Source organism: Actinophytocola sp., from assembly GCF_036002505.1.
Lineage (GTDB): Bacteria > Actinomycetota > Actinomycetes > Mycobacteriales > Pseudonocardiaceae > DASYTH01.
On the sequence record NZ_DASYTH010000042.1, the window covers coordinates 1 to 11,618 of the forward strand.

Consider the following 11,618-nt stretch of genomic DNA (forward strand, 5'->3'; position numbering starts at 1 on the left):
CCTCCTCGAGCTCCGCTCCGCGGCGGCGCGTCTCACCCGACATTAGATACACTCTCGCATCTTATTGACCTGGGGCCTCCGGCGGCGTACTACTAGATACGTCACTGTATCTTATCTACGCGGGGGTCTCCCATGACCACGACCAAGCAGAAGCTCGACCCCGGCCTGATCCGCCTGGCCGCGGTCCTGCTCGTCGGCGTGCTCGCCGTCGTCTTCGACACCACGATCGTCAACGTCGCGCTCGACACCCTCGGCCGCGAGCTGCACGTCGGCGTCGCCACCGTCCAGTGGGTGACCACCGGCTACCTGCTCGCCCTCGGCGTGGCCGTCCCGATCACCGGCTGGCTTCTCGACCGCTGGGGCGGCAAGCGGGTCTGGATGGCCGCCCTGCTGATCTTCCTGGCCGGCTCGGTCGGCGCCTCCCTCGCGGTGGACGCGCCCACTCTGATCGCCTGCCGGGTCGTGCAGGGCGTCGGCGGCGGCCTCATGCTGCCCGTCCTGACGACGCTGCTGATCCAGGCCGCCGGCGGCGATCTGCTCGGCAGCGCGGTGGCCGTGGTCTCGCTCCCCGTCCTGCTCGGCCCGATCCTCGGCCCGCTCGCCGGCGGCCTCATCGTCGAGCACCTGAGCTGGCGCTGGATCTTCTGGGTGAACGTCCCGTTCTGCGTGGCCGGGCTGCTGCTGGCCTGGCGCCTGATGCCCCCGCTGCCCGGCACCGGCCGCGCCCGGCTCGACGCGGTCGGCCTGGCCCTGGTCTCACCCGGCATAGCCGCCGTCGTCTTCGCACTGGCCCGGGTGGGGGTCGAGGACGGCTTCACCCACCCGTCGGTCCTGCTCCCACTGGCCGCGGGCGTGGCGCTGCTGGCCGCCTTCGCGATCCGGGCCTGGCAGCGCGGCGCCGCCGCTCTGGTGGACGTCCGCCTGTTCCGGGTCCCGTCCTTCTCCGCCGCGAGCGCCCTGCTGTTCCTCTCCGGCTTCGCCCTGTACGGCGGCATGCTGCTGGTGCCCCTCTACTTCCAGCAGGTGCGCGGCGCGAGCGCGTTCACCGCCGGCCTACTGATCGCCGCCCAGGGCGTCGGCATCCTCGCCAGCCGCGGCCTGGCCGGCAAGCTCACCGACCGCCTCGGCGCCCGCTGGGTGACATTCACCGGCCTGCTGGTGGTGGCGGTGGCGACGGTCCCGTTCGCGCTGGCCGGCGACCACACCAACCGCTGGTGGCTGGTCGCCACCCTGGTGGTCCGCGGCATCGGCCTGGGCGCCGTCACGATCCCGGTGATGGCCGCCTCCTACGTGGGCCTGGCCAAGGACGAGGTCCCGCACGCCAGCATCATCACCCGCGTGGCCCAGCAGATAGGCGGCTCGTTCGGCACCGCCGTCCTGGCCGTGGTCCTGTCCCGCGCGCTAGCCGCCCACACCCCGCCCCACGCCTTCGACGTCACCTTCTGGTGGTCGATCGTCTTCACCCTGCTCGCTCTGCTCCTGACCCTCCGCCTCCCGGTCCGCGCCGTCGACGCCGCACGTTCCGCGGCGCGGTGACTACTGCTGGGCTGCGCTTGCGGCGGCGGCGCGGAGCTGGGCGGCGGTGTTCTCGGTGAGCGGATCGCCGTGGCCGAAGCAACTCGCGCTCTACCAAGGTCGACCGGAGCAGGTCCCCCCCGCTTCAATCAGCTGAAGCCCCGATCACCCGCCCGCTTGCCGCGATCAAAGCCCGTTTGCGGCTGGTGACACGTTTCTTACCGGCATCCCCACCACGGCGTCTGGAGCAACCCGGCACCCTGACGTCCGTAGCCGTCAATCGGCGCGAGTCAGTTGTTCTTCAGAGGCGGATCGGGATTGCTGCCGCCCGGGTGCTACTGCTCGGGCTTCCCGTGATGCGCACCGATGGTGACACCCCCACCGGCTGGCAGAACCGTGTCGCGTCCGGGGTCCGCGCCCTGGCCGTGAGCGAACGACGGTCGCGCTGCACGGCGGTTATGGTCCCGATCGTGACCGGCTGGTCGTCGGCGAGCTCGACGGCAGGCACCTCCGTTACCGCGGTGAGTACCGTCTCGTCCTGCCCGACGGTTCGCCCCTGCCAGCGGTAAGGGTCTCCGGTCGCGGCGCCACCCTGCACCCGCTGACCGACACCGACTGGTTCCGCCTCGACCTCGACGACATCCCCGCGCAGATATCGTGCAGATATCGTAAGGAGCACGGTGCCCGGCATCCCGGCGGAGCAGTGATCCGCGATTTGCGACGCCTGATCCACGCACGGATCCACCGCGGTGCGCGTGGGCACCCGAAAGGTTATAGACGACCGGATCTGCCGCCGACCGGTCGGGCGCGCCGCGATTCGAGACCTCGTGAGGCTCCTCATCGCTGTCCTGTGCGTCGACGTTCGGCGACCTCATCGCCTGCACAGCGTCGGCGCCGCCCTGGCCGGTCGAGTCGGCGTTCTGCTGACTCTGCGGCGTGGTTCAGTTGACTCGGCCGATGGCGTGGCCCTGCTTACGCAGCTGCCGGGCCCAGCCCTGCACGGTGTGCCGGGGAACGTTGAAATGATCGGCGAGTCCGCTGACGCTGCCGACCTGCTGGTAGGCGGCCATCACCTCCTCGGCGGGTGGCATCCGCCGGTACACCCGCTCCCGGCTCTCCACCGGCGCGGCGGCCTGTCCGGCCGCCGCGACCCGCCGACGGCCCGCCGGGGTCTGCGCCGCCGTGGCCTCGGCGCTGGCGCGTCGTCGTGGGGTGCGGGTCGACGCCGACTCGGTGGCGGGTGCGCGTTCCGGCCCGCGGTCCCCGCCGGCCGGCCCTGCCGACGTGGCCGTCCCGGGCGCGGATTCTGGCAGTGGCCCTTCGGCGCTCAACGCGTCGGACAACCACTGCAACGCCCGCCGACGGCCAGCGGCGTCCAGCGGGTGCAACACCTGATACGCCGCCTCCACCGCGGCGAGCTCTGACAATGCCATCCCGAACACACTCCATGAACGTCGATTGTTGGGTCAGCGTAACCGACGATCACCCGAAGAATGCGAACACCTCTCCACGTTCGTGCTGGCGACCAGACAGTTGGGTGGTGTACGCCCAGAACAGACCGTGGCGGCTGACTGCACCGCCACACCGCGGCAAATACAGACCCGGCATACACGCACTAATACCCGCCCAACGCGCGCCCGGGGTTCACCACGCGCCGGCGTTGTCGCCATGCCAAAACTGCTCGAACAGCCACACGAGTCCTATGTTCAAGGTCTCGAGGAAGCTGCCCGCCAGCCGGAGCCCTTCTGCCGCAGCGCCAACCAAGATCAATGGCGCTGATCTGCCGCGTAGCGGCGCGTCCTGTTCCGCCGCGAGTTCCGCAGTGCCTGCCTGGTACCGGGCGCGCCGAAGGCGGCCACCCATCTCGTACCGGCCGGCCCCTGACTGACAGCGCCGTTAGTGCAACACTCCCGCCATGGCCTACGACGAGGAGCTCGCCAACCGAGTACGGGAGCTTGTTCAAGTTGAGGAAGGCATCACCGAGATGCGGATGTTCGGCGGCCTTGCGTTCCTGATCAACGGCAACATGGCGGTTAGTGCTAGTGGCCAGGGCGGACTCCTGCTTCGTGTCGATCCTGCCGATACCGGAGCGTTGTTGAGTGACCCCAACGCGCGCCGGTTCGTGATGCGAGGGCGGGAAATGGACGGCTGGCTGCGCATCCACCCGAACGGCCTGACGACGAACCGACAGCTCAAGCGATGGGTCGCCCGCGGCGTCGCCTACGCCCGCTCGTTGCCCCCCAAGCGGTAGCCTCCCGAACCGGGTTCGGCGCCCCAGCGCCATACCGGTCGAGATGACGCCTCATGCCTGCCAGACGCAGGTTCGGGTACGGCATGCCAGGTCGCTGCTGCGCGCGGGGCTACCGATCACCACCGTCGCCGCCCAGGCCGGCTTCTGCGACCAGGCCCACCCTGACCCGGCACTTCAAGCGCATCGTCGGCCTGACCCCGGGCCGGTACCTCAGGGACGGCATCACCTGACATCTGAAGCGCTCGCGCGGCGACCCCCGCGCCGACCGGTCAGTGTGGCCGCAGGACGACCACCGGCAGATCTCGCTTCGCCCTCCGCTGGTACCGGGCATATCGCGGCAGACCGGCGATGACCAGCTGCCACAGCCGGGGCCGCTCCTCGCTGGTTGCGGGCCGGGCAGTCACAAGGAACATGTCGCTGCCCACCTGCACGACGACCTCCGGGTCCCGTAAGAGGTTGAGGTACCAGTCCGGATAGGCCGGCACACCCCCGTTGGAGACGACAACCAAGTAGTCGTCGCCGTCGCGCCAGTAGAACAGCGCTGTCCGGCGGGGTCGGCCGGTGATGCGGCCGCGGGTGGTCAGCAACAACGAGTCGTGCCCGTACCATCGCTGGCCGTCGCGACCATCGGTCTCGACGTACCGTCGGATGTGACGCGCGACCCAACCGATCGAGCTGTCGGTCACGCCCGCCGCAGCGCCAGCGCCGTCGCTTCCCGGTCCCGCCACACGCTCCTCCATCCCGGGGGCCGCCGATCCACCAGGGAGTCGACGAACCCGCGCTGCGGCTGACCGTCAGCGTCCAGGGTGATCGCCGGATTGTTGTCGCCAACGGTGAATTGCAGATCCGACTCTTCGGGAACTTATCAAGGCGATGATCATGCACTCGAACGTTGCCGCCGTACGGCCGCCGCTCGTGGGAAGCCGAACCGGTCAACTAGAGGCTCGGGTGGTGCTGCGCGGTGCCAGCCGCGATCGCCGCCATCTGCTGCCGACACCACACGGCGGGCACCTCCCCGGCGAGGAACGCGGTCTCAAGCAGTAGTTGTTGCCGCTCACTATCGGTCGCCTCACCCGCCGCGACGGCCGTCGGCCGGTCCGGCCGCCGCCGCGCCATCGTAGGGAATCGGCCGCCGGCTCGCCGGTGACGTAGGAACCCGACCGAGGAGTCCGAGCGCGACCAGCAACGCAGCAATGATCGGCACCGCAATATCGGCCATACCGCCACCTCCCACGCTGCGGTTGTCGTCCCCAGATTTTCCCCCGTCATACCGCTGTCCGGGAAGCGCGCACGAGGCTGGCGCGAGGTCCGTCGTACACGCAGGTGACAGGTGGTCGGTTCGATCGCGGTAGGGGAATGAGCGTGTCGATCAGCCAAGGCCAGCAAGCGCACCCTTTCGCAGCGACGAGATGCCCGGAGCTCGTGTCGAGATCCGACGCTTGATCCAATACCACAGAACGGCGCACGCACATGCCGCTGACCGAGCGTTGCGCAACGTAGCCCGGTCGGCCGATATCCGCCACAATGCGGCACAGCTTCAAGCACACGCCGACTCGTTGAGGGCAGCTGCCAGAAAGCGCCCTCCACCATCGCCAACCAAGTCAGCCGAGCAACCGGTTCTGTCGCGTTCAGCTCCTTTGCTCTCGCTACTCGCTGCCAGAGGCGGCGACGTTGCGGAACGTTTGGCTGACATCACCGATGCCAGTCGACCAGGAGCTGCTCGACCCGGTTGACGGCCGCCGGGGGATCTTCCGTTTCGAGCACGATGTCCCAGGGCTCAACGCCCAGCTGGCCTGCGACCACCAGGTACCGGTCGGGTTGCGGAACCACCGCGACGAAGGCCGGCGCGATCAGTTCCTGGCGCAGCCTCGGCGATCCTGGCGACAACGGTGACGAGCGGAACTTCAGCAGGCCAGTGTGCCGCTGCGGTCGAGGATTCGCCACATCCCGCCGCAGCCGGGCGGCGCGGTCTGTCCCCCACATGCACCTGGCCAGCTGCAGCATGACCCGCGCCGCATGTAGAGGCTCCGCCGCGCGGTCGATGCGGTCCAACGCCGAACGGAGGTGAGCGGCCGCCCGAGCCCAATCGCTGATCAGATCGGCGGCCTCCGCGGCGGCGCTGAGCAGGTCCACCCGTTCCCGCGGTGTCCCGGTACCGACGTCCGGCACCGGTCCCACAGCGCAATAGCCCGCTCGAACTGCCGCACCCCCTCGGCGGGCGCGAAGGCCATGACCGCCGCCCGGCCGGCGGTCACCGCGGCGGCTAGGGCTCGATAATCGTCGCGCGCGGCGTACCAGTGATGGGCCAGCTCCGCCAGGACTCGCGCATCGTGTCCGTCCCGGTGCCGCTCCTGCAAGACCTCAGCCATGCAAGCGTGCAGCCGCCGCCGCTCGCCCAGCAAAATGTGCTGGTAGACCGCTTCCCGCACTAGCGCGTGCCGGAACACGTACCGCTCTCCGGCGGCCTCCGTCAGCACGAGTTGCTGGGCAACCGCCTCGCGCAGCCCGTCGAGCAGCGTGTCCTCGCCTATGCCAGCGCGCGCCGCCACCACGGCCAGCAGATCCGCCTCCGCCGCCTCGCCGGCGACCGAGGCCAGCCCCCACACGGGCGTATTCGTCCCTGCCTCACGTTCCCAACGGCGGCGACCTTCGGCGCGTCTTGAATATCGTCGCGGCCCCCCGCCTCGAACCGGGCAACCCGTCCTTATGAGCGACGGCGAGCGCCAACGCCCGACCGCGCGGCTCCACAGCGGGAAATGGCACGAGAAGCTGGAAGCCTTGGCCGGACTCGAACCGGATGCCGTCAGGAACCCGCTTTGCAGGCGGGCAGCTCCCGCTCAGTCCGGAGTGGAACGAAGGACAGATCCTACGACGTTCCAGCGCTCGTGTGGTTCTTGCGCGGTGTGCGCTCGCCGTGCAGCGCTTGGTCAAGCGGAGGGCGTGGGATTCGACCCAACGAGCAAGATCACCACTGCTAGCGGTTTCAAGATCTCCACGCAACTCGGCCAGCGATCTCATGGCCGAATTCGGGATTCTTCGATACAGCCTCCTGCGGGAGAATCTCAGGGATTCCCGTCTGTGCGGTGAACAAAGAGGAGCAGATCGTGAGAAACCGAAGGTCGGTCGCGGCGGCGATCTCCGCCGCCTTGGTGCTTGGCTCGATCCTGGCCGGCGGGGCGGCGTACGCAGGTTCTGGGGTGGCCGTATCCGGCACGAAGCCGTCGTGGGCCAGCTCGGCGAACCTGGTGCGGCACGCCGATCCCAATCAGACGATCGGGTTCCGTCTCTATCTTGGGTGGCGGAACGCGGACACCGCGCAAGCACTTGCGGGTGCCGTGTCGGATCCGCGGAGTGCTTCTTACCGCCACTTCCTGTCACCGGCCGAATTCCGGCAGCGCTTCGCCCCCACAAGCAGCGACGTTGCCGCCGTCCAGCAGTGGCTGCGGACCAGTGGCCTCAAGGTCGACTACGTGCCCGCCAACAACCACTTCATCGCGGCGGAGGGCACCGTCGGCCAGCTCGAGGCGGCGTTCGGCACCAGCCTCAACCTCTACAACGTTGACGGCAAGCAGCTGCGGGCCCCCGCAAGCAACCTCAACGTGCCGGCGTCGATCGCGGGCCTCGTCTCTGGCGCGGTCGGGATCGACCAGAGCTACGAGTTCGTCCACCCGAATAGCCGGGTGGACGGGAACGCGCCACCGCCGGCGGGCTTCCGCAACGCGCCGCCGCTGTCCACCTACTGGGCGCAGCTGTCCTCGCCGTACGCCTATCCGGCGGGCTTCACGGCTGTGACGAACCCGGCCACCGCCCCGTGGACCGTCCGCGGCTACACCCCGGCCCAGATCAAGGGCGCCTACGGCATCAGCGGCTACAACGGTGCCGGGCAGACCGTGGCAATCATCGACGCCTATGCGTCGCCGACCATCCTTGCCGACGTCAACCAGTGGTCGACCAACCGCGGCCTACCGACCATGACCGCCGGGCAGTTCTCACAGGTCGTGGCGCCCGGCATCTTCCGCCGGCCGGAGAACCCGGTGCAGGACCCGCAGGGCTGGTCCGGCGAGGAAACCCTCGACGTGGAGGCCGTGCACGGCATGGCCCCGGCGGCCAACATCGTCTACGTCGGCGCACCGAACAACTACCAGGATCTGGACGCGGCGATGAACCACGTCGTCGACCGACACCTGGCCCAGATCGTCACCAACTCCTACGGCTTCGCGACCGAGCTACTCCCACCCGGCTACGTGATTCCGCAGGAGCAGACGTTCATCCAGGCGGCTATCGAGGGCATCGGCATCTACTTCTCCTCGGGCGATAATGGCGACGAGAGCTCACGCTTCGGCTTCCCGACCACCGACTGGCCGGCGTCGAGCCCATGGGTCACCTCCGTCGGCGGCACCAGCCTGGGCATCGACCAGGCGAACACGCGGGCCCTCGAGACTGGCTGGGGCACCTCCTCCTACACATGCAACACGACCACCCTGGCGTGTACCCGCAGTGGTTGGCTGTACGGCGCCGGCGGCGGCGTGAGCCAGCTCTTCGGCAGGCCGTCCTACCAGACCGGCTACGGCCTATCGACAACGGGTCGCGCGGTCCCCGACATCGCGGCGCTCGGCGACCCGCAGACGGGGTTGCTCGTCGGGCAGACGCAGACCTTCCCCGACGGGACGTACTACGACGAGTACCGCATCGGCGGGACGAGCCTATCGAGCCCCATCATGGCGGGCCTGATGGCGCTCGCCGACCAGGCCGCGGGCACGCCCCACGGCTTCGCCAACCCGCTGTTCTACGCCCACCCGGGCGCCTTCTACGACGTCCGGTCGGTCAAGACGGCCGTCGCGCGCCGGAACTTCAACAATGGCGTCGACGCCAGCGCGGGAACGTCCGACTTCTTGCGCACCTTCGACGACTACTCCGGCTCGCCGTCGCAGCACACCGGTCCCGGCTGGGACAACGTGACCGGCCTCGGGACACCGGGCGCCAACTTCCTGGCCACATTCGGACACTGAAGAAGCACCGTCAGCAAGTCGAGGGAGGCCGCCGGAAAATCGGCGGCCTCCCTCACCGCAACCGACATGGGCATGCGTGTGAGACCTCATGACTCCGGCGCGTTCGAGGATCTCTTCGAGTGGCATCGCGAGCCGGGGCGGTGGGAGGGTGCCGAAGATGCGCACGCACCACCGGGTTCCGTGTAGGCACCCCACCTCCCGGGCCGCAGACGTGCTCAAGCCGTCGAGGATCCCTGCGGCTTGGGTGGCACCGGCAGCGAGCGTGGACGGGTCCGGGGCGGGCATGAGTGCAGTTGCGCCGCAGACCGGCGTCGACCCGATGAACCGGTGGGTGGTCGCGGTTGGCGGGGTCGTGATCGTGGTGCGATGGGGCTGACCACTCGGTACGGTTTGGTACGTCGCGCCCAAGGTGTAGCTCGTCCCGAAGGCGCGCCGTTGCTGTCCACAAGAGACGGAACACGGCTGAACATCTGCCCGAGACCGAGCGGAGCTGGGTCGACCTGAAACTCGTTCGCGTCCTGAACAACCCGGACGCGGCCGCCGGGCTGCGCGACTTCAAGGCCCTCGCCACGGCATTGGAGCGCAAGTACCCCGGTGCGGCCGCCTCGCTGGCGAGGGACGGGTGGAGTTGTTCACCGTCGGCCGCCTGGCATCACCGGCACCCCTGGCCAGGACGTTGACCACCTCCACCCGATAGAGTCGATGATCTCCATCGCCAGAGCCACCAACCGCAACGTGAGCCGCTGGCACGGCGGGCAGATGGTGCTGCGCTGGACAGCCGCCCGGCATGCTCAACGTGCAGCGTTCGTTCCGCCGCGTCAAGGGGCTACAAACAGATGCCTCAGCTCATCGCCGCGCTACACCGACACGCCCACCCAACCACCGCGCGCCGCCCCGAAACTGTCGGCGCGGGCTGTGGCTGCAGTTCGACTGGGGCGACGGGCCGCGGGTGCACGTAAGACGTACCTGCTCTGCGCGTGGTTGGCCTGGTCGCGGTTCCGGGTGGTGATTCTCGGTCTGGGACCAGACAATGGGCACGTTGATCGCCTGCCTGGACGCGACGCTGCGGCGACTCGGCGGGTTCCGGCGTATCTGTTGGGAGACAACGCGAAGACGGTCACGGTCGAGCACGTGGCCGGGGTCGCGGTGCGCCACCCCACGGTCGTGGCGGCGGGGCGGCACTACGGCGCCACCGTGCACTCGTGCGAGCCGTTCGATCCGGAGTCCAAGGGCGGCGTTGAGGCCACGGTGGAGATAGCCAAAGCGGATCTGGTTCCGACGGAGGCGAACCTGCGCGGCGTCAGCGCAGCCCTGCCTCGCGCAGCACAACTTCGGACGACGGAACCATCAGCCTCAACGTCCCACCCGTCTCTGGAATGAGTCAAGTAACTCGGCGAAGCCTCAAGCAGGGCAGCAGGGACCCGGGCGCCACGATCCGGCATCAGACGCGTACTCGCCGCATTCGGTAGACCCTGAAATGGTCACGACGATGCGTCCGACCGCGGATCCCGCCGCTTGGCGTTCCCAACCGGCAGCGACCTGTTCGAGCGGTATGGTCTTGTGGGCGACGGTCAGCTCGCCGCGAGCGACGTGCTCGGCGATGGTGGTGAGCGCGGCTGCCCGCTGCTCGCGAGTAAGCGCATTGTTGCCATAGCCGAGAAGGCGCAGAGACCGGCTGCGCACCGTGGACGAGTCGACCGGGCAGGTCTCGGCGGCAGAGCTGCCCAGGTTCACCAGCCGCCCGTCCCGGCCGAGCGCTCGGGCCGCGGCCGCGGCAGGGACGCCGAAGAGCGGGTCGAGCACGAGGTCTACCGGTCCATCGGCGGCGGCCGCCAACCGGGTGGCGAGTTCGTCGACACTGTCGGTGTCGAGCGCAACGATGGCGTCTGCGCCAGCCTCCCGCGCCCTGGCCTGCGCCGCGACCGACCGGGCCGCGGCAATCACGCGACGGGCGCCCGCGGCGCGGGCGAGCTGGACGGCGGCCTGCCCGACCACGCCTCCGGCGCCGAGCACGATCACCTGTTCGCCGGAAGTCAGCTCGCCACGCCAGGTCAGAGCCATGTACGCGGCCACAGCCGACAGTCCCAGCGCGGCGACGAGCACAGGGTCGGCTCGGTCGGGCAGGACGACGACGTCGGCCTCCGCCACTGCCGCCACGGCGGCCATGCTGCCGTGGCCGGGCCTCGTTCCCGCGGAGGTCGGGAACCACACGTTCCGGCCGTCCAGCGTGCCGACCCCTTGCAATCCGGGGACGTAGGGGGTGCGGGGGTCACCGAGGTATGACGCGCCCGAGGCGCACAGCACGTCCAGGGGAGTGATTGGCGCGGCGGTCACCTCGACCAGGACGTGGCCCGGGCCGGCCGCCGGCATGTCACGCTCGGCCACGACGGGTGGCCGACCGAGTGTCTGAATCTCCGCGGCGCGCACGGTCAGGCGCCTGGTTCGAGGAAGGGCATCCGGACATGCCCGACGGGCTGCGAACGCTCGATCGGCGCGAGGTCGCGGTCTCTCGCGTGAAGGATTCTGTACAACAGCGAGTTGCTCACGAGCGGGCTCCATTCGGTCGGGGTACCGGGTGGGTAGGGTGTCCATGCTGTCGACGGGTCGGCGCCGAGGTGATCGAGTGCCGCGGTGGTGCTCCGCGGTCGGCTCACGGCGTTGTGGACAGGGGCGCACCGCCGGGGGCCTGTTGGAAAGCGGGTATACCGGTGATTGCGCGGCCCATGATGAGGGTGTGCACCTCGTCGGTGCCTTCGTAGGTCCGCACGCTCTCGAGGTTGTCGGCGTGTCGCAGTGGCGAGTGGTCGAGGGTGATGCCGTTCGCGCCGAGGATCGTGCGCGCC

At 69.3% G+C, this 11,618-nt stretch carries 10 protein-coding genes and 2 pseudogenes; 5 read left to right on the forward strand and 7 right to left on the reverse strand.

The genetic code is table 11. The annotated features are described in order from the left end of the window. The first annotated feature begins 132 nt into the window (after positions 1 to 132). Positions 133 to 1,536: an MDR family MFS transporter gene (locus VGR06_RS02430; RefSeq protein ID WP_327557265.1), complete on the forward strand. Its 1,404-nt coding sequence runs from the start codon at positions 133 to 135 to the stop codon at positions 1,534 to 1,536. 280 nt (positions 1,537 to 1,816) lie between these two features. On the opposite strand, the gene VGR06_RS02435 is transcribed toward VGR06_RS02430, so the two are convergent. Continuing rightward, the gene (locus tag VGR06_RS02435; RefSeq protein WP_327557266.1) at positions 1,817 to 2,278 is read right to left on the reverse strand and encodes a hypothetical protein; all 462 of its coding nucleotides are present in this window, start codon (positions 2,276 to 2,278) and stop codon (positions 1,817 to 1,819) included. A gap of 178 nt (positions 2,279 to 2,456) precedes the next feature. After that, positions 2,457 to 2,948 (reverse strand): hypothetical protein, encoded by a 492-nt coding sequence (locus VGR06_RS02440; RefSeq protein WP_327557267.1) that lies wholly within the window; start codon positions 2,946 to 2,948, stop codon positions 2,457 to 2,459. Positions 2,949 to 3,430: 482 nt separating this feature from the next. Here VGR06_RS02440 and VGR06_RS02445 point away from each other — a divergent pair, with 482 nt between their 5' ends. Continuing rightward, positions 3,431 to 3,766 (forward strand): TfoX/Sxy family protein, encoded by a 336-nt coding sequence (locus VGR06_RS02445; protein ID WP_327557268.1) that lies wholly within the window; start codon positions 3,431 to 3,433, stop codon positions 3,764 to 3,766. A gap of 269 nt (positions 3,767 to 4,035) precedes the next feature. Here the strand turns inward: VGR06_RS02445 and VGR06_RS02450 are convergent, their stop codons facing one another. The 3 genes from VGR06_RS02450 to VGR06_RS02460 form a co-directional block, all read right to left on the reverse strand. Then, positions 4,036 to 4,506 carry a nitroreductase family deazaflavin-dependent oxidoreductase gene (locus VGR06_RS02450; RefSeq protein WP_327557269.1) on the reverse strand — a complete coding sequence of 157 codons (471 nt, stop codon included), beginning with the start codon at positions 4,504 to 4,506 and terminating at the stop codon, positions 4,036 to 4,038. A 952-nt stretch (positions 4,507 to 5,458) separates the two neighbouring features. Beyond that, positions 5,459 to 5,935, reverse strand: coding sequence for a hypothetical protein (locus VGR06_RS02455; RefSeq protein ID WP_327557270.1), 477 nt, complete (start codon positions 5,933 to 5,935; stop codon positions 5,459 to 5,461). Next, entirely contained in the window at positions 5,860 to 6,372 is a 513-nt protein-coding gene (locus VGR06_RS02460; RefSeq protein ID WP_327557271.1) for a hypothetical protein, read from the reverse strand. The genes VGR06_RS02455 and VGR06_RS02460 overlap by 76 nt, the downstream gene beginning before the upstream one ends. A 498-nt stretch (positions 6,373 to 6,870) precedes the next feature. Here VGR06_RS02460 and VGR06_RS02465 point away from each other — a divergent pair, with 498 nt between their 5' ends. From VGR06_RS02465 to VGR06_RS02475, 3 genes and pseudogenes are all read left to right on the forward strand, one after another. Then, entirely contained in the window at positions 6,871 to 8,775 is a 1,905-nt protein-coding gene (locus VGR06_RS02465) for a S53 family peptidase (protein ID WP_327557272.1), read from the forward strand. Between the two features lie 440 nt (positions 8,776 to 9,215). After that, a pseudogene (locus VGR06_RS02470) lies at positions 9,216 to 9,686 on the forward strand (transposase); the annotation flags it as partial. Beyond that, positions 9,686 to 10,071 (forward strand): annotated as a pseudogene (locus tag VGR06_RS02475) (IS21 family transposase); the annotation flags it as partial. The pseudogenes VGR06_RS02470 and VGR06_RS02475, both read left to right, overlap by 1 nt. 105 nt (positions 10,072 to 10,176) lie before the next feature. Here VGR06_RS02475 and VGR06_RS02480 read toward each other — a convergent pair. Together VGR06_RS02480 and VGR06_RS02485 are read right to left on the reverse strand one after the other, a co-directional pair. Then, positions 10,177 to 11,202, reverse strand: coding sequence for a quinone oxidoreductase family protein (locus VGR06_RS02480; protein WP_327557273.1), 1,026 nt, complete (start codon positions 11,200 to 11,202; stop codon positions 10,177 to 10,179). Between the two features lie 223 nt (positions 11,203 to 11,425). Further along, positions 11,426 to 11,618: acyl-CoA dehydrogenase family protein (locus VGR06_RS02485; RefSeq protein ID WP_327557274.1), on the reverse strand; the 193-nt coding region annotated here is incomplete at its 5' end.